Annotated in this window: 17 protein-coding genes, 1 tRNA gene and 1 pseudogene; 16 read left to right on the top strand and 3 right to left on the bottom strand. The window is 63.5% G+C overall.

Features of this window, described 5'->3' with window-relative positions:
• From QZ613_RS07200 to QZ613_RS07135, 14 genes and pseudogenes are all read left to right on the top strand, one after another.
• Nucleotides 1-273 (top strand): hypothetical protein (locus tag QZ613_RS07200; RefSeq protein ID WP_291981876.1); only part of this gene is annotated, 273 nt, incomplete at its 5' end.
• 27 nt (nucleotides 274-300) lie between these two features.
• The gene (locus QZ613_RS07195) at nucleotides 301-786 is read left to right on the top strand and encodes a S26 family signal peptidase (protein WP_291981872.1); all 486 of its coding nucleotides are present in this window, start codon (nucleotides 301-303) and stop codon (nucleotides 784-786) included.
• Nucleotides 787-1,340: 554 nt separating this feature from the next.
• Complete coding sequence (gene mobH, locus QZ613_RS07190) at nucleotides 1,341-2,024, top strand: MobH family relaxase (RefSeq protein ID WP_291981870.1); 684 nt, start codon at nucleotides 1,341-1,343, stop codon at nucleotides 2,022-2,024.
• Nucleotides 1,909-2,310, top strand: coding sequence for a TraI domain-containing protein (locus QZ613_RS07185; protein ID WP_366144433.1), 402 nt, complete (start codon nucleotides 1,909-1,911; stop codon nucleotides 2,308-2,310). Before mobH ends, QZ613_RS07185 begins: the two co-directional genes overlap by 116 nt.
• Nucleotides 2,311-2,396: 86 nt before the next feature.
• Nucleotides 2,397-2,918 carry a hypothetical protein gene (locus tag QZ613_RS07180; protein WP_291981869.1) on the top strand — a complete coding sequence of 174 codons (522 nt, stop codon included), beginning with the start codon at nucleotides 2,397-2,399 and terminating at the stop codon, nucleotides 2,916-2,918.
• 379 nt (nucleotides 2,919-3,297) lie between these two features.
• Nucleotides 3,298-3,795 (top strand): type-F conjugative transfer system protein TraW, encoded by a 498-nt coding sequence (locus QZ613_RS07175; protein ID WP_366144431.1) that lies wholly within the window; start codon nucleotides 3,298-3,300, stop codon nucleotides 3,793-3,795.
• Nucleotides 3,796-3,909: 114 nt separating this feature from the next.
• Nucleotides 3,910-4,922: pseudogene (gene traU / locus QZ613_RS07170) on the top strand (conjugal transfer pilus assembly protein TraU).
• A 248-nt stretch (nucleotides 4,923-5,170) separates the two neighbouring features.
• Nucleotides 5,171-5,911, top strand: coding sequence for a type-F conjugative transfer system pilin assembly protein TrbC (trbC, locus tag QZ613_RS07165; RefSeq protein ID WP_291981867.1), 741 nt, complete (start codon nucleotides 5,171-5,173; stop codon nucleotides 5,909-5,911).
• A 26-nt stretch (nucleotides 5,912-5,937) separates the two neighbouring features.
• Entirely contained in the window at nucleotides 5,938-6,108 is a 171-nt protein-coding gene (locus tag QZ613_RS07160; protein WP_291981864.1) for a hypothetical protein, read from the top strand.
• A 153-nt stretch (nucleotides 6,109-6,261) separates the two neighbouring features.
• On the top strand, nucleotides 6,262-6,837 hold the full coding sequence (locus QZ613_RS07155) for a hypothetical protein (protein ID WP_291981862.1): 576 nt from the start codon (nucleotides 6,262-6,264) through the stop codon (nucleotides 6,835-6,837).
• Nucleotides 6,837-8,912 (top strand): conjugal transfer protein TraN, encoded by a 2,076-nt coding sequence (locus QZ613_RS07150; RefSeq protein WP_291981860.1) that lies wholly within the window; start codon nucleotides 6,837-6,839, stop codon nucleotides 8,910-8,912. The genes QZ613_RS07155 and QZ613_RS07150 overlap by 1 nt, the downstream gene beginning before the upstream one ends.
• Before the next feature lie 84 nt (nucleotides 8,913-8,996).
• Entirely contained in the window at nucleotides 8,997-9,434 is a 438-nt protein-coding gene (locus QZ613_RS07145; RefSeq protein ID WP_291981858.1) for a hypothetical protein, read from the top strand.
• 21 nt (nucleotides 9,435-9,455) lie between these two features.
• The gene (locus QZ613_RS07140; protein ID WP_291981856.1) at nucleotides 9,456-9,752 is read left to right on the top strand and encodes an HU family DNA-binding protein; all 297 of its coding nucleotides are present in this window, start codon (nucleotides 9,456-9,458) and stop codon (nucleotides 9,750-9,752) included.
• Between the two features lie 375 nt (nucleotides 9,753-10,127).
• Nucleotides 10,128-10,352, top strand: coding sequence for an AlpA family transcriptional regulator (locus QZ613_RS07135; protein WP_291981855.1), 225 nt, complete (start codon nucleotides 10,128-10,130; stop codon nucleotides 10,350-10,352).
• 101 nt (nucleotides 10,353-10,453) lie between these two features.
• Here QZ613_RS07135 and QZ613_RS07130 read toward each other — a convergent pair whose 3' ends face one another.
• Nucleotides 10,454-11,701, bottom strand: a complete 1,248-nt coding sequence (locus QZ613_RS07130; RefSeq protein WP_291981853.1) for an integrase arm-type DNA-binding domain-containing protein — start codon at nucleotides 11,699-11,701, stop codon at nucleotides 10,454-10,456.
• 156 nt (nucleotides 11,702-11,857) lie between these two features.
• A tRNA-Arg gene (locus tag QZ613_RS07125) sits at nucleotides 11,858-11,929 on the bottom strand.
• A 254-nt stretch (nucleotides 11,930-12,183) separates the two neighbouring features.
• Here QZ613_RS07125 and QZ613_RS07120 point away from each other — a divergent pair.
• On the top strand, nucleotides 12,184-14,106 hold the full coding sequence (locus QZ613_RS07120; protein ID WP_291868437.1) for an ATP-binding cassette domain-containing protein: 1,923 nt from the start codon (nucleotides 12,184-12,186) through the stop codon (nucleotides 14,104-14,106).
• A gap of 23 nt (nucleotides 14,107-14,129) precedes the next feature.
• Here QZ613_RS07120 and QZ613_RS07115 read toward each other — a convergent pair whose 3' ends face one another.
• On the bottom strand, nucleotides 14,130-14,993 hold the full coding sequence (locus QZ613_RS07115; RefSeq protein ID WP_291868467.1) for a patatin-like phospholipase family protein: 864 nt from the start codon (nucleotides 14,991-14,993) through the stop codon (nucleotides 14,130-14,132).
• 412 nt (nucleotides 14,994-15,405) lie between these two features.
• Here QZ613_RS07115 and QZ613_RS07110 point away from each other — a divergent pair, with 412 nt between their 5' ends.
• Entirely contained in the window at nucleotides 15,406-16,932 is a 1,527-nt protein-coding gene (locus QZ613_RS07110) for an NYN domain-containing protein (protein WP_291868440.1), read from the top strand.
• The last annotated feature ends 113 nt before the right edge of the window (nucleotides 16,933-17,045 follow it).

The raw sequence follows: 17,045 nt of genomic DNA, 5'->3' as shown, positions 1-17,045 counted from the left end.
GACCCCTTCGATCGCCGATTCCAGCGGAACACGGCGATGACGAATAGCAGCAGCGCCAATAGCGGCAAAGTGCTGAAGATGGCGCTGGTTTGTGATGCAGCGGCGATAGTCATGGAGGCCTCCAATCAGTTGATGACCGTTCCAGATTCTCACGGGTCCGCAAAACTGCAAGCACCTACCGGCATAACGCTCGTTACCCGCCCTAGCCTGCACGGATTGCCGATTTTCTTGCCGCTGAAAAGCGTCACCGCAGGGCGTATTTCCAAATCCTGACGCTTGCGACGCCGATACAGTGGCGGCATGTCTATCCGTCTTTTCGATCTCCTGCGGGACGTTGGTTTCCAGCTGCTGCTTTGGGTCATTGCCGCCCATTTGGCGTTTGGCCGCGCCTATCTGCTCGCCTTGAACCTCACCGAAAGCCTTCCCGGCACGCTCTTTCTGGTCGAGAAAAACGTGATGCCAGCGCGCGGGGACCTGGTCGCCTTCCGGTGGGAGGCCAACTGGCCCTATCCGCGCGGGTGCCTGTTCCTCAAACGCTTGATCGGCTTGCCCGGCTCCGTCGTCACCGCGACAGGGCGAGATTTCCGGGTAGATGGCGAGCCGGTCGGTCGTGCCAAGGAGCGCGCCAGGACCGGCGAGCCCCTGGACACTGGCCCGGTCGGAATCATTCCCGACGGGCGCTACTACGTTGCCGGCTCGCATCCCGACAGCCTTGATTCACGCTATCGGCTGACCGGCTGGGTGAGTCGACAGCAGATCGTCGGGAAAGCGCATCGGGTCTTCTGACGTGCGACGCACCGGGTCTTGGGGAATCCTCGCCGACTGCGCTGTACGCGAGGTTGCCCAACGCTCCAAGCGCCTGTGGATCGCCGTCCTCCATCAAGCGATCGAAGATGCCAAGGGCAACACACGATCGGCCTGAGAAATCGGCAAGCACCGTCGAAGGCGTGCAGCGGGACGCCCTGATCTGGATTTTTCATGACCAATCCAGGGCCGGCAATTCCTTCCACGCAATCTGCGACCTCCTCGATCTCGACCCCGATCAGGCACGCCAGCGTCTTCGCCGCGTACCCGCGATTCGGCGCGGCTTGCACCGAACCCGGCTGGATGTGGGCCAAGGGGAGGGCTGACCGATGTTCGGCTTGATCAGGAAAGCGATTCGGCGGGATAAACAGGCCAACAACCGGCCGTAAGCCTTCCCGTAAACCCGCCGTCGGAGCAGACCATGGACGACGAGATTCCACGCTACCCGCCGTTCATGAAGGGCTTGCCGGCAACCCACCCGGACAAACTCATCGAGACGCAGCAGGAGCTGATCGGCCAAATCCGCGAAGCCGGCCTTGCGTCTTCGGAAATCTTCGAGCAGTTCTATCGGCAGTCCGCTGCGTCGCTTTGCTTCCTATGCCCACCTCCTGCCGGCCAGCCAGACGCATCATCATCGCGGCGCCGGTGGGCTGCTGCGTCACGCGGCCGAAGTCGCCCTGTGGTCGCTCCAGTCGGGTGATCGCGTGCTTCTGCCCGGAGAGCAGGCGCCGCGCCGCCGCCGCGAACTCCAGCCGCGCTGGCATCTGGCGGTATTCCTTGCCGCCCTTTGCCACGACGTCGGCAAGCCGGTCACCGACCTGGTCGTCACCAGCCGGGATGGCGCGCAGGTCTGGAACCCCTTCGTCGAAGATCTCTACGGCTGGGCCAGCCGGCATCAGGTGGATCGCTACTTCCTGCATTGGCGCGAGAATCGTGGCAAGAAACACCAGGCCATTTCCGCCCTGATTGCCGAACGCATCATCAGTCCACAGGGTCTGGCCTGGATCGCCGCGGCTGACACCGAGCTGGTGCTGTGGATGATGGAAACGATCAACGGCTCACCCAGCGCCGAGAATCCGATTCACGATCTCGTCATTCGCGCGGATCAGGACCAGCGTCGAGCGCGACCTGCGCAGTCTCGGCGTCGCCTTCACCGGCTACGAGATCGGCCTGCCGGTCGAACGCTTCCTGGTGGACATCATGCGCCGGCTGGTTCGTGAGGGAACCTGGGGAGTCAATCAACCGGGCTCGCGACTCTGGCATATCGATGGGCATCTCTACCTGATCTGGCCGGCCGCTGGCGAGGAAATTGCCGCCCTCATTCATCAGGAAAAGATTCCGGGCTTGCCGAGAACGCCGAACAGTCTTCTCGATATGCTCGTGGAACGGCAGTTGGCGAGTGTTCCGCGAGGATCGTGCCGACGGCCATCGCTACTGGGTGATCGCTCCGGCGGTGCTGGCCGAGAAGATCCCGAACATCCGACTGACGGCGATCAGGCTTCGTGAGCCGGGGCTGCTCATCGAGCCCGCGCCGCCCTGCCGTTCCGGGAAGAGTCCTCTATCCGGACGAACCCGTAGCAGAGGCGCCTGAGTTGCCGGCAACGCGGTCATCGCCGCCGATCGAGTCAGCTGTTTCCGCTACGGCCGGTGGAATATCGGAGCTTCCTGCCAACCCAGAGCCCACGCCCAACCTGCCAGCGGCGGGCAGCGATCAGCTCGACGGTGCCGTCGGCGAAGCATTACGGGCCCTTGCACACGACCTTCAGGCGGGCAAGAAAGCTGCCGAGACTCTGGTCCACATCGACCCCTCCGGCGTGTTGTGTCTGAAGTGGCCCGATGCGCTCACTGGCTGCGGTCTGGACAGCAAGGCGATCCTCGACGAGCTGTCGCACCGCAACTGGCTGGCGCTCGATCCTTTGGCACCGTTTCGCAAGGTGACCGAGATCGCGGTCGAGCACGGTCAGCCGTGGAAAGTGATTCGCCTCCAGCCAGCGGTCAAGCAGCTCATGGCCATCGGAAACCTACAGCCCAAACCCGCAACCACGAGCGCCTCCAGCTACCCAACCCGATCAGGAAGCCAGGCCGATCCAGGGCAAGACCAGAGACCCCGGTGAAGACGAGCGGCTGAAGTTGATTCAGGGCATCGTCGCCACCTTGCGCGACGGCGTAAAAACTGGCGTCCTGACATCAGAGCGGGAGGGGAACTTCACCTGGATTCCCTCCCGCCAGGCCGAACCCCTGTTGGTCGAGCGACTCCAGCTGGCCAGGATGCAGATCCTGCGCCTGGGGAGCGTCGTCCCGGACGTGTTTCTGTGTCAAACGCGGAATCGGGCGCATTGCTACCGAATTCCCGTCCGGCCCGCTGGCGACGGCAGCCAGAAGCGGAGCGCGTAGCCGCGGCAACCATCATCGCCCCATGCCGAGGCGAAATGCGCCCCGTAAAGTCGCATTTCGAAATCCACAGCCGCCGACGGCAGACCAGAATCGATTCCCATGTCGATTCAAGCCCCACTGCCGTTCTTCGCCCTGCTGCTCGCCGCTTCGATGCCCATCGCGCACGCGGACGATCTCGGTGTCGTCGGGCCGACCTACGACATTGCAGAGCCGGATCTGCTGGACGTCATCGAGTCACGTCTCAAATACATGGAGAAGACCGGCGAACTCGCCCGGAAACAGAACGAACACCGCGATCGCGTCGTTGCTGCCGTCGAGAAACCCAGACCCGTCGACGGCCTCAAGGCCACCGTCACCCGGCGCCGCTTCTTCATCGACCCGACGTGGATCCTCGACCACGACATCCGCAATGCCGACGGCGCGATCCTTTTCGCGCGCGGACTAAGGGTGAATCCTCTCGATCACGTTTCCCTTCGCGAACGGCTCGTCTTCTTTGATGGGCGGGATCGCCGCCAGGTCGCCTTTGCGCAACAGGCGCTGGCGAGCCCCGAGGGGGGCGCCAAACCCATCTGGTCGCCGGTGAGCCCCTGGCGCTAATGCGCTCGTGGAAACGCCGCGTCTTCTACGACCAGGGCGGTAGCTTGAGCCGCCGCCTCGGCATTCGTCAGGTGCCGGCGGTGGTCAGTCAGGATGGCAAGAGGCTAAGGGTCGATGAAGTTCGTCCGTAAGTGCCTCTTGTTGTTCTTCTTGGCGGTGGCGATTGGGCGTATCGGGCCTGCCTTGGCATCGCCGACCTGCACCGGCCGCTTCGCCAATCCGATCACCGATATTGTTGGCGCTGCATGCTGCCGATCCGCTTCGGTGGCCTCGATCTGCTGTCCATGGGACAGGAAGACACGCCGAATCCCGGCGGCTCACCGCTTTGTGCGTGCCCCTCCCAATTGCGCGTGGGTTTCAAGGTGAGCTTTTGGGAGCCGGTGAGGCGAGTCGATGTGGTGCGTCGCCCGTTCTGCCTGACCAGTCTCGGCGGACTCGAGCTTGATCCCGGGTTCGATGCGCCCCGCGGTTCGCGTTTCAGCCAGGACAGCACGTCGACCTCGTCTTTCTATCAGGTCCATTGGTACGTCGATCCGGTCATCTTCTGGCTGGAAGCGATCTTCGACAATGCCTGTCTGGAGCAGGGCGGTTTCGATGTCGCCTATCTCACCGAACTGGACCCGATGTGGCACGACGACGAGCTGACCTTCATCCTCAACCCCGAGGTCGCGCTGTTCGGCAACCTGGCGGCCCGCGCCGCCTGTGCCGCCGATTGCGCAGCGGCCACCGCCGGCTTTCCGCTCAACACCCTGTTCTGGTGTGCCGGCTGCCAGGGCAGCCTCTATCCGCTGAATGGCAACGTGCAGGCCCATATTGGCGGCGTCCAGGCATCGAGTCTGGAAATGACCCGCCTGATCGCCAAGATGCACCGGGAGGGGCTGATGTGGGCGGCCTCCGGCGAGGACGGACTCTGCGGCTACTACCCGCAGCCGATCATGGACAAGACCGGCTACAAGTATCACATGCTCTATCCGATTCCCCAGACCGCTCAGGTATCGGGGAAATGCTGCCAGCCGCTGGGGCGATCGACGATCCTGTGGGGCGCCGGGCGCGAGTTTCCCTTCGAGGGCGAGGATTTCGCGTACATGGTCTTCCGCAAACGCAACTGTTGCCAGGGCGCGTTCTGAGGCCATGAGCAGGCGACCGCTGATCCTGCTGTCGGTGCTTTGCCTCGGCGTCGGCGCCTGGGGGGGGCCGGTGACGTGCGCGCTGGCTCAAGGCGTAGGACCCTCGGACAGCGAGCTGCGGGCTACCCGCGAGCGCATGGGTTCTCTTCTGGACGCCGTCGACGGTTCCGAAGGCCACTGGCCGTCTGACGGTTCCCGATCCGACCAGGCTGCCCCAGCCCGCGACCACGGGGCCCGATATCGCCCGGATGGCAGCAACCTACCGGCAACCCAAGCCAAGCTCGGCACCGGGCAAGGACGTCCCGGAGTTGATGGTGTTCGTTTCCTTTTCGTTGCCGAAGGAAACGCTGCAGCGAATCGTCAGCCAGGCAGAGAAATCCGGCGCCGTCTTGGTCCTGCGCGGACTTCACGGGAATTCGCTCACGCGCATGGGTGAGGAGATCGCGCGACTGGTCGGCGACCGTAAGGTCACGGCGATCATTCATCCACCGGCCTTCAAGCAGTTCAAGGTGCACCAGGTGCCGGCACTGGTGCTGGCGCGATCCGGCCAGGCGTCAAAGATCGGCGAAGACGGCTGCGCCCCGGGGTCGAGCTTCATCCGCGTCGACGGCGATGTGACTCAGGACTACGCGCTCGATCTGATCGAGCGACAGGCGCCGGCGTGGGCCGAAGTTGCGCGGCCGCTACGCGGCAAGACTCTCGGGGTCGCGGCCATGAGCAAGCGGTGGGTCTTCGTCCTTGCGTTGCTCCTGGCAAGCCGTGTCTGGGCGCAAGGCGATGCTGCGAGCAGCGCGTTTGCCGAGGGTAAAGCGCTGGGCGCCGGTACGATCGACAGCGCCTTCCAGGCAATTGGCAACGGCACCGGCGCCACGACGGTGCCCGGCTTCGGATTGAACACTCCCCCAATCGCAGGTTTTCCAGGCGGGGCAGGGTCAGTTGTCGGGGCCGGGTACGGCCAAGATCATCGACTGCGCCAGCCAGGCGCCTGAAGTGGACTCCTACCGGCGGCAGGAGTGTGACGCCGTCAATTTCGTGGCGCCGCAACCCGGCGGTGCGACCGGCGTTCTCGATCGATCGCGCCAACGATCCGCTGATCAGTCGTGCCCGAGCGCTTGACCCGCAATCCGACGATGAGGCGCAACCGGCATTACCGCCGGGAATCCTGCCGAGCAGTGCCGGGTGGTGACCGAGACCCAGCCCGCGTCGTTCAGCAAGGAAACGTGCAACGACTATCGGCCAGGTGAGCAGCGCTTTCTGTTCGACCGCGCGCCAGATCAGCGTCGATCAGCATCATCCGCTACCAGTGCGTCGAACAGATGCAGTCGGTGAGCAATGCCTCGTGCTTCATAGGCAACAGATCGCCGTCGATACGCGTTACCGCTACCAGTGCAATCAGACGGTGCAGGGCTACGAGTCGCTGAGCTGTCGGCGAGGGGTTTCCGTCACCGTCGGGTTTGGCCAGTGCTCCCCCGGTGTCTGGCTCGGCCGCGCGGCGTTTGTCGATTGCGGCCGCTGCGTCGATCCGTACATGGCGATGAACATCTTTTGCGGTAGCGATGGTCGATCGTACGAAGTGGAGCCCTACCGTTCCAGCGACGGCGCCAATCGCTTCGACTACCAGACACTCGGCTATTCCTGGGATGGCAGCTACGGCCGTTTCCCGGTGGCGGTCGCGCCCGGTCAATCGGTCAGCGATCACTACGTCAGCGATCTCGGTTTCGGCTGCCATCTCTACGTCTATTTCAGCGTCAGCTGCAGCGCGACCACCTGTACGCCGTCGGTGCGCAACGTCAGTGCCGGCTGCAACTCGGCCGGTGGCAGCGGCACCGGGGCGGCGTTGCAGCTGCCGATGTCCACGACGGTCGGCAGTTGGCGGTCGAGCGAGTGCGCCAGCTTGCAGCAGCGAGCGCAGTGATGAAGGCGTTGCTTGCGATGTCGTTCGTCATCACCCTCGCGGGACAAGCGACCGCCGGCGATTGTCGGCTGGCGAGTTCGACTTGTGTCGATAGCACCGCGAGCAAGACGATCTCCGGCATCGTAGTGACGCTGGCACAGGTTGGCGGCTGCTGGGAGTACCAGGACACCTATACCTGCATCAAGCCCGAGGCCATCGACTACTGTGCCGCACTGGCCACGGCCGGTTGCGGGCAGATCGGTTCGAGCTGCAGCGATACCGCATTCAATGGGAGCTGCAACACTTATACGAAGACGTTTCAGTGTGGCACCGATCAGGGAGAGCCCAGCAACACGCTTCGGTTGAGCAATAGCTACACGCTGCTCACCGACGCTCCCGACGCCAGTGCCTGCAGCAGCTATGCGCAGAACGCACGCTGCCGGCTGGCGGCGCATACCTGCGTCGATTCGACGCCATGCAAGCTGGATGCCAGCGGGGCGACGGTTTGCCTGGCCGGCGTGACGCCGCCGGAAGGCGGGCTGAACTCGACGGCGAGCTGTTGGCGCTATCAGGACGACTATTCGTGCATTGCCGACGACCCCCTCGATTACTGCGCGGCGATCAAGGCGACCGAGGGCTGTACGCTGCTCACTTCGACCTGCGACAGCACGGCCTTCGACGGGTCGTGCAATCAATACACGCGCCAGTATCAGTGCACCAACGTGACGGCATCGACCAACCCGCCGACGGTCGTGCCACTCGACACTTCGTACACCATCGTCTCGAACACACTCGACACCAGCGGCTGTACCTCGCTGGCGGAAAGCAGCAATTGCGTCCATGCCGCGCACACCTGCACGGACAACACGCCTTGCAAGACGATCAACGGCCTGCAGGTCTGCCTGGACACCGTCTCGCCCCTTCCGGAAGGGGCCCTAAGTGCGGGCGATTCCTGCTGGGCGTGGTCCGAGGACTACACCTGTGCCGCGACGGCGCTGAGCGATGACTGCCAGGAGCTGATCGACCGGGGATGCACCCAGGTGGGCAGCGACTGTGTCGACCGCCTGCCCTCGGGCGCTTGCGACCTGAGCGAACGCAGCTACTCGTGCCAGACCTCGCCGGCGGTTCAGACGCAGCGCACGGTCTGCGATCAGGCGGCGTTCTGTCAGGGCGGTGGCTGTTTCGACACCAGCCATCCCGCCGATCAGGATTTCGGAAAAGTCCTCGCCACGCTGGAGGCGGCACGCGAAGCCGGGGTCTATGGCGGCGATCAGCGGCTGTTCACGGGCGTCACGGAGCAGTGTCGCAAGCGGCTCTTCGGTCTGGTGAACTGCTGCAAGAAGGGCGGCGGTCGTACGGCGAAAAGCAACAACGCGCTGATGTCGGCGGCGATCCAGGGGGCGTACGCGGGAGGTCAGCTGGCGGTGAACGCCGGCAGCAAGTACGTCTTCGATTTCATGTATCCGCAGTACGCCGGCTATCTCGAAGCGGGCGCGAAGGCGATGATCTCGTCAGAGGTGCTGTTCACGCCGACGAATTTCCAGCCGTCGTTCAGTTTCTATGGGCTGACCCTGTCCACGGGGACGATGACCAGTGGCCTGCTCGCCGGACCGATTTTTTCTATCGGGTCGCTGGGCAGCTTCAATTTCTATTTCGATCCTTACTCCTTGGCCGTGGCGGTGGCCCTCGAACTTCTCTCGGACCTGCTCTCGTGTGACCAGGCCGAGCAACTGCTGGCCATGCACCGGGATGCCAATCTGTGCGTCGCGGTGGGCTCCTTCTGTTCGGCCCGGGTGCCGATCATCCGGACGTGCATCGAACAGACCCAGTCGTATTGCTGTTTCAACTCTCGCCTGGCCCGGTTGATCAATGAACAGGGCAGGGGACAGATCGGAAAGAGCTGGGGAAGCGGCAGGCATCCGGACTGTTCCGGATTCACTCCGGCGGAGTTCGACCGGCTCGATTTCTCGCAGATCGACTTGGGTGAGTTCATCGCCGAAGTCACGGCCAGCGTGCGCGTACCCACGGCGTCGTCGATCGGGCAGAACGTCCGCGGCACCGTCGAGCAACGCGTCAATAGTTACTACAACCGGTGATGACTGAGCACGCCTCTTTTTTTCGGGCGAGGACGCGATGTCTTCGGATAGGTGGATGGTCAGCCGTGCCCTCGGGGAGAGTCGATGAAAGCAGCCCTGAAAGCCCTTGCGATAGCGCTGTGCGTCCTGGCACCGCTCGGCACCAGAGACGTTCTTGCTGCGGACTTGAAGCACCATCTGATCGCCGCGATCGATGCGCCCGATGGTCGATCCGACGGGGAGCTGAGTGGGCGGATGGCGGAGTTCTTCAAGGGGCAGACGCGGTCGTCTGCGCCGGTGCGGCTTCAGGTCAGAACATTGAGGAAGTTTGCCGAGGCTGGTTGTGCTCGCCTGGAGGCGATGCTGATCCAGAACGAGGTGCCGATAGGAGATGGCAAGCGGGTCCCGTTTGCCGTTCGCTACGAACTCAATCTGTGCCGTGACGGGCAGCCACCGAGCGAAGGGATTGACCTTGACGCGGCGTCGCGCGTGCTTTCGGGTGAGTCGCCGGCGGCAATGATGAGAGAATCGGGCCCTCACTAACCACCAACGGGGAGTACCTCAATGAACAAGTCCGAGCTGATTGAAGCGCTGGCGAGCAAAGCTGATCTGTCCAAGGTGGCCGCGGGCCGTGCCGTCGATGCCCTGCTTGAAGAAATCGTGACAGCCGTCGCCAACGGCGATTCGGTGACACTGGTGGGCTTTGGGTCTTTCAAAGCGGCACCGCGCGCGGCTCGCGAAGGCAAGAACCCGAAAACTGGCGCGAAGCTCAGCATTGCCGCCACGACGGTGCCCAAGTTTTCTGCGGGGGCCGTCTTCAAGCAAACAGTGGCCGGCAAGGGCGAAGCCACTAACGGCTAGACGGTTCGCGTGGCACCGTGGCTAGCTGATGTGCGGAAGAAATGATCAGCGAGCATCGCGGTCTTTACATTGAGAGTAAGTTCCAGGCGACGTCAGACGCTGACTTGTCGTTGGCTTTACGGATCGATTGCCGACCTCGCTTGGCGCCCGCTGGCTGCGAGTAGTCGGCAACGACGCTGCTGCTCGATCGACCGCATCCCTCGTAGAGTGATTGCCCTCCACCATTCACCGCCAGCGTCCTGGACGTGCGAAATGCGCTCGAAAAGTTCGCATTTCGGCTCTGTGAGCCTCTCCTCGCCGTACTAGAGTCGACTCATGGAATCGACGCTTGGCGCGGATGAATCCGGTCTGTCCGATGGAAGGTGAGGTGATGCTATGAATCAACGGTTGATACGTCTTCCCCAAGTCAAGTCCATGGTGGGGCTTGGCCGATCGTCAATCTACGACAAGATCAAAAGGGGCGAATTTCCGAAACAGATCAAGCTCGGGCGCTCGTCGGGATGGGTCGAGGCTGAGGTGCAGTTGTGGATCAGCGAACAGATCCAGGCGAGTCGGTTGGAGCCGCTTCAGTCCGTCCAGTCCTATCGGGCGACGCGTTAGAAAGGGCTTTCTTGCAAGGGTTTGGGGGTGTGGGAGCGGAGCATTGGGAGAGATCTGGCCGCTCTTCGCGCGCAGACCATGGCACTCGGTAGAGTCCTCGTTCAGGCCGCATCGACCGCGCGACGATGGGCGACGGTCTTCTTCAGGGGTACGACGTTTCGTCCATGCTCCAGGTTGTCAACGTAGTCTGCCCAGTGCTGCATCATGCGGCGGCGTTCTTCAGCATACTCGGCCATGTGCACATACGCGCCCAGCACCGCGCTACGCTCACGGTGCGACAGCTGGGAATCAATCACTTCGCGCCTGAAACCCAGCTCTGCCAGGGCACTCGCGGCTGTAGCACGGAATCCGTGCCCGCAGGCCTCCGCGGTCGAGTACCCCATTGCCCGCAGTGCGCTGTTTACGGTGCCATCGCTGATAGGCCGCCGTGGGTCGTTGCGATTTGGGAACACCAAGTCACCGTCTCCCGAATAGGCGTGCAACTCCTCGAACACTTCGACGGCTCGCCTGGACAAGGGTACAAGGTGGTCTTCCTTCATCTTCATGCCAACCAGGCCCCGGGCACGATCGCGCTCACCCGGTACAATCCAGGTTGCCCTTTCAAGGTCGATCTCCTCCCAGCGTGCGCAGCGCAGTTCCCCGGGTCGGAGGAATGTGAGCAGCGATAGGCGGACTGCCAGTTTTACTGGCTTGGAAATTCGCGCTGCATCCAACCTGATGAAGAATTCCGGCAGTTCGCGAGAGTGCAGAGAGGGGCGGTGCTCAGCCTTGGCCGTTTTCAGCGCCTTCTCCAGGCCAGTGACCGGATTCACGTCCTCGCGCAATCCCTCGGCGATAGCGAAGGTGAAAACATCGGCGACGCGCTGTCGAATTCGTTTAAGGGTTTCCAGCGCTCCGCGTGCTTCGACTTTGCGAAGTACCATCAGCACTTCCGGCGGCTTGATGTCGTTGATTGGCCGGTTGCCGAGGGTCGGAAACACGTCGGCTTCGAGTGAACGGATAACCTTCCTTGCGAAGGCCGGTACGAGCGCAGCCTGTTGCTTGGCAAACCACCGGCGCGCCACGGCTTCAAATGTGCTGGCACCGGCCTTGCGCCGATCGCCCGGATCAATGCCATGTGCCAGCAGCTTACGTGCGTCGTCGCTGAGGGCTCGTGCTTCCTTGAGAGTGATATCGGGGTATCTTCCCAGCGACAGGAGCTTCTCTTTGCCTGCGTAGCAATACTTAAATCGCCACAGTTTGCCGCCAGCAGGCGTTACGAAAAGGAACAAACCGCGGCCGTCAAAGAGCTTTGTCGGACGCTCTGTCGATTTGGCAGATCGAACTGCAGCATCTGAAAGGGCCATCATACCCCACCGTCCGTGGAAGATACCCCAAATAATACCCCGCAGATGGGCGGATAGCAACGGATTTTGGTAGCTAACCCTGGATGGTAAAACGCACCTTTGTCATTGAATAAATGGACGTTTCTGGACTTTTGCGGACTGCTCTGGAAGCGCTGGTAGTCCCCTCGACAGGAATCGAACCTGTATCCCACGCTTAGGAGGCGCGTGCACTATCCATTGTGCTACGAGGAGAGGGGCGGCTATTGTAGCCGCTGCCTTTGATTTCGCCAATTCGACTGCGGATTCGAAGGCGGATGCGCGAGCCCGGCGCGTCGTGGTGCGCGACCCGCGTGCACCGCCGTGGCCCGATTCGGACCTGCCCGGGCACGCATCGGAGTAAAATCGCGCGCTCTTGCCGTGCGCTCCCGATGGTCACCGGGTTCTCGGCTCCGGCCAGCGCGCGTTTTTTTTACGCAGCACCCCCCACAGGAAAGCTATCCGCCCTCATGCCGTACCTGATCCTCTCCGACGCCTCGCTTGCCTTTGGCCACGTGCCGCTTCTCGATCACGCCGAATTCCAGCTCGACCCTGGCGAACGGGTGGCGCTGATCGGTCGCAACGGCACCGGAAAGTCCTCGCTGCTCTGCGCGCTGGCGGGCACCGGCGCTCTTGACGACGGGACGGTGTGGCGGCAGCCGGGTCTGCGCGTCGGTTACGTTCCACAGGAACCACCGTTCGACGCAGCGTTGACGGTTTTCGAGGCGGTGGTTGCCGGCATGGGTGATCTGTCGGCGCTGCTTGCCGAGTACCACGCGGTATCGCACGCACTGGGTGAAGCCGATGCCGATCACGAAGCGCTGCTTGAGCGCATGCAGGTCCTGCAGACGGAGCTCGAAGCACGCGATGCCTGGTCGTTCGAGGCGCAGGCCGAGCGCGTCATCCAGCGCTTTTCGCTCGACGCCGACGCGCTGGTGGGAACACTTTCCGGCGGCCAGAAGAAGCGCCTGGCGCTGGCCCAGGCGCTCGCCGTTTCGCCTGAGCTGTTGCTGCTCGACGAGCCGACCAACCACCTGGACATCGGCGCCATCGAGTGGCTGGAGGAAATGCTCGTCTCGTCGGGGGTGACGCTGGCCTTCATCACTCACGATCGCCGCTTTCTCGAGCGCGTGGCGACGCGTATCGTCGAACTCGACCGTGGCCGCCTGCTTTCCTGTCCGGGCAGCTTCAGCGAGTACCAGTCGCGCAAGGAAGCAATGCTGCACGACGAGGCGGTGAATAATGCCCGCTCGGACAAATTCCTGGCCCAGGAGGAAGTCTGGATTCGCCAGGGCATCAAGGCTCGGCGCACGCGCAACGAGGGACGTGTGTTGCGACTGGAACAGCTGCGGCGTGACCGGGCGGCGAGACGCGAGCGCCAGGGCAAGGTCGAGTTGGCGCTCGATGCAGGGGTGAAGAGCGGCAAGCTGGTGGCGGCGCTCGAGCACGTCAGCAAGAGCTACGGCGAGAAGGCGGTGGTGCGGGATTTCTCGTGTCGCCTGCAGCGTGGCGACAAGATCGGCGTCATCGGCCCGAACGGCGCCGGCAAGACGACCCTGTTGCGCCTGATTCTCGGCGAGCTGGCACCCGACCAGGGCAAGGTGTACCTGGGGACGAAGGTGGAGGTGGCCTACTTCGACCAGTTCCGCAGCGCGCTCGACGACGAGGCAACCCTGATCGACGTGATCTCGCCGGGCTCGGACTTCGTCGAGATCGGCAACCAGCGGAAGCACGTGATCAGCTACCTCGGCGATTTCCTCTTTGCGCCACAGCGCGCGCGTTCGCTGGTCAGCTCGCTGTCCGGTGGCGAACGCAACCGCCTGCTGCTGGCACGGCTTTTTGCGCGGCCGGCGAACGTCCTGGTGCTCGACGAGCCGACCAACGACCTCGACATCGAGACGCTGGAACTCCTCGAGGAGTTGCTGCAGGAGTACAGCGGCACGCTGTTCCTGGTCAGCCACGACCGGGCGTTCATCGACAACGTGGTGACCCAGACCATCGCCTCGGACGGCGACGGTGTCTGGCGCGAGTACGCCGGTGGCTATCAGGACTGGGCCGACTATCAGGCGGCGTGGTTGCGTGACGAGGCGCTGGCGGCGAGCAGCGGCAAGCGCAGCGACGCGCGCGCGGCCGAGACCGTAGCCAGCGCCAGGGCGGCTGCTCAAAAACCGGGCGGCAGCAAGCTGTCGTGGAAGGAAGCGCGCGAACTGGAGGAGTTGCCGCAGCGGATCAGCGCGCTGGAAAACGAGCAGAAGGCCGTCGGCGAACGCCTGGCCGACGCTGACCTCTACCGGGAACAGCCCGACGAAGCACAGCGGCTGGCCGCTCGGCTGAGCGAAATCGACGATCAGCTGCTGCGCTTGCTCGAACGCTGGGAGGCGCTAGAAGGGTAGGGCTGGGCGGTTCGTCGAGAGGCTCAGCTGCGGCCCGCTTTCTTCAACGCTTCGCGAATCTTCGGCAGTGCCGCCTGCGCCGCTTTTTCGCCTTCCAGGATGGCGTCGTGGCGCGCCTGGAACTCGGTCGAGCCGACGGCGCCGACTTGTGGACGAATCACCACGTCGGCCTCCTGGAGCTCGTAGCGGGCGAGGCTCTGGCCCATGATGGTGAAAGTCTGCATGAGAATGTCGAAGGTGCTGCGTACCGGCTGGTTACCGGGGCGCGCCGAGATGTCGACGGCGATGACCACGTCGGCGCCCATTTCGCGCGCCGCGCGCACCGGAATCAGGCTGCTCAGACCGCCATCGACGTATTCCCGGCCGTTGATGCGTACCGGCTGGAAGATTCCGGGGACGGTCGCCGAAGCACGTACCGCCATGCCCGTGTTGCCGGTGCGAAAGACGACGCTGTCGCCGTTGCGCAGGTCGGTGGCGACCGCCCCGAAAGGCTTGTTCAGGGCCTCCAGCGGACGCTGGCCGACCGCGTCATTGATGAACTGCTGCAAGGAATCTCCCTTCAGCACGCCGCGGTCGGGCAGCGACCAGTCGCTGATTTTCGTTTCGTCGAGGCGGTGTGCGAGCTTCTGCAGTTCGAAACCGCCGTTGCCGGCAGCGTAGAGCGCGCCGACGACGGCGCCGGCGCTGGTGCCGACGACGATATCCGGCACGATACCCTGGCTTTCCAGGGCCTTGATCACGCCGACGTGGGCAAAACCGCGCGCCGCACCGCCGCCAAGCGCCAGGGCCAGCTTGACCGGCTTGCCGGTGGTCTGGACCGTGGGCTTGCTCGCGCAGCCGCTGACGGCGAGCGTGGCAAGGGCAACAATAAGCAGCAGCTGACGCATCATGGTGTTCCCTTCTTCTTGGAGATCGTTTGTCGCCACCGACGGTACCGGATTTGGTCGCAGCGGGTCGGCGTTGGCGACGGAGCGATCCCGGTTCGCGCGCCGGGCTGCGCGAGTTCGAGCGGCAATGGTACGACTTCACGGCAGATCCCGCCATCGGCGTCGCCTGAGAAAGACTTTCCTTGCTTCCTGCAGGCAATTGTTTACCATCGCGAATGGGCTCTGGATCCCGAGTCTCTTGAACCTGCCGTCTGAAAGTCGCGCCCCGGATCATTTCCTGACAGTCGGTCGATCGTTCCGTGCTGGCCGCGTGTGTTGTGGCCAGGCCCTCTCGACTTCCTCGCGCTTTCCGATCAGACCCTCAAGCCGCCACGCTCAGGCGTAGCGCCGCAATCACTGGAGAAACAAAATCATGGCCGTCGCGCCCGAAACCGCCATCATGGCGCTTTATTGTGACTTCGAGAACGTCGCCCTCGGTGTTCGCGATGCAAACTACGACAAGTTCGATATCAAGCCGGTCCTCGAACGCCTGTTGCTCAAGGGCAGTATCGTCGTCAAGAAAGCCTATTGCGACTGGGAGAGATACAAGGGCTTCAAGGCCGCGATGCACGAGGCGAACTTCGAGCTGATCGAGATTCCGCACCTGCGTCAATCGGGCAAGAATTCAGCCGATATTCGCCTGGTCGTCGATGCCCTCGACCTCTGTTACACCAAATCGCACGTCGACACCTTTGTCATAATCAGTGGTGACTCGGATTTCTCGCCGCTGGTTTCCAAGCTGCGCGAGAACGCGAAATATGTAATTGGTGTTGGCGTCAAGCAGTCAACCTCGGATCTCCTGATCGCCAATTGCGACGAGTTCATTTTCTACGACGACCTGGTGCGCGAGATTCAGCGCTCGGCGCGGCGCGACTCGAAGGAAGCCCAGCCGGTAGTCAGGCGCTCGCCGGAGGAGGATGCGCAACGCAGGGCGGAACTCGAGGCGCGCCGCAGCAAGGCCGTCGAGCTGGCCGTGGCGACCTTCGACGCCCTGATCGGCGAGCGTGGTGACAGCGGCAAGATCTGGGCGTCGATGCTCAAGGAAGCGATCAAGCGGCGCAAGCCCGATTTCAACGAGTCGTACTACGGTTTCCGGGTTTTTGGCAACCTGCTCGAAGAAGCGCAGAAGCGCGGGCTGCTGGTCATTGGTCGTGACGAAAAGTCGGGCACTTACGTCTATCGCAGCAACGGCGGTGACGCTGCCGCTGAAGCACCCGCCGAGCTCGGCGTCGAGGGCTTGCCGCCGGCGGTGCCGGCAGTGCCCGTGGACGGCGCAACAAGCGTCGATGAACAGGGCGAGCAGGCGGCTGGGCGGCGCAAGGGGCAGGGCCGCCGAAAGGGTGGCGAGAAAGGTGCCAAGCGGGAGCGTGAGCCGAAGCCGGGCAAGGAAGAGGCCGCTGCCACGGATGACGGTGGGGAAAGTGCTGACGGTCAGGGTCGGGAAGACGCTGCTGCCAGCGCAGACTCCGTCGATGCGCCGGTGCTACCCGCAGCGCCACAGGTGTCGGCGTCCGCGGAAGGCGCAGATGCGCGGCAATCGTCGTCAGCGCCCGAACCTCTTGTGTCGCCAGACGCCTCGGCGTCGCTACCGCCGGTCGACGTGGCCAGCGCGCCCGGGAGTCCCGGTCGGGACAGCGAGGATCGCCAGCCGGCCGCTAGACCACGTACTCCGGGGCGCCGCCGGACCGCTGCAAAAACGGTTGCCAGTGTTGCCGCGTCTGCTGAGCCAGGTGCGCAACCTTCTCCCGAGCCGGCGCTGGAGTCGGGGTCGACTGTGGTCGTTGTCGAAACGGCCGCGGCCACGGCCAGCAGCGATGCGACGGAGCTGGCGCCGGTCAAGAAGCCGGCGCCGCGGCCACGTCGGCCGCGCAAGCCCAAGGCTGGGCCGGAAACGGCGTGATGACCAGGCGGCGCGAGGCCGCCCGCCAAGCCGGGCACGCCTTGACGACGCCGTGCAGGGTGCGAACGGTCAATAATGCGCTCCCGACGAGCGCCTGAACAAAAAAAGCCGCG

Origin of the sequence: Candidatus Accumulibacter sp. ACC005 (assembly GCF_907163215.1) — a bacterium.
In the GTDB taxonomy this organism is placed as follows: Bacteria; Pseudomonadota; Gammaproteobacteria; order Burkholderiales; family Rhodocyclaceae; genus Accumulibacter; species Accumulibacter regalis.
The sequence above is the reverse complement of the archived record's forward strand: the minus strand, read 5'-3'. Positions and strand labels throughout refer to the sequence as shown.

Coding starts and splice junctions, on each gene's coding strand:
- QZ613_RS07135 (WP_291981855.1), top strand. CDS start 10,128: ATGAATCAACGGTTGATACGTCTTCCCCAAGTCAAGTCCATGGTGGGG.
- QZ613_RS07150 (WP_291981860.1), top strand. CDS start 6,837: ATGAAGGCGTTGCTTGCGATGTCGTTCGTCATCACCCTCGCGGGACAA.
- QZ613_RS07120 (WP_291868437.1), top strand. CDS start 12,184: ATGCCGTACCTGATCCTCTCCGACGCCTCGCTTGCCTTTGGCCACGTG.
- QZ613_RS07115 (WP_291868467.1), bottom strand. CDS start 14,993: ATGCGTCAGCTGCTGCTTATTGTTGCCCTTGCCACGCTCGCCGTCAGC.
- QZ613_RS07140 (WP_291981856.1), top strand. CDS start 9,456: ATGAACAAGTCCGAGCTGATTGAAGCGCTGGCGAGCAAAGCTGATCTG.
- QZ613_RS07130 (WP_291981853.1), bottom strand. CDS start 11,701: ATGATGGCCCTTTCAGATGCTGCAGTTCGATCTGCCAAATCGACAGAG.
- QZ613_RS07175 (WP_366144431.1), top strand. CDS start 3,298: ATGTCGATTCAAGCCCCACTGCCGTTCTTCGCCCTGCTGCTCGCCGCT.
- QZ613_RS07195 (WP_291981872.1), top strand. CDS start 301: ATGTCTATCCGTCTTTTCGATCTCCTGCGGGACGTTGGTTTCCAGCTG.
- QZ613_RS07145 (WP_291981858.1), top strand. CDS start 8,997: ATGAAAGCAGCCCTGAAAGCCCTTGCGATAGCGCTGTGCGTCCTGGCA.
- QZ613_RS07110 (WP_291868440.1), top strand. CDS start 15,406: ATGGCCGTCGCGCCCGAAACCGCCATCATGGCGCTTTATTGTGACTTC.
- trbC (WP_291981867.1), top strand. CDS start 5,171: ATGGCAGCAACCTACCGGCAACCCAAGCCAAGCTCGGCACCGGGCAAG.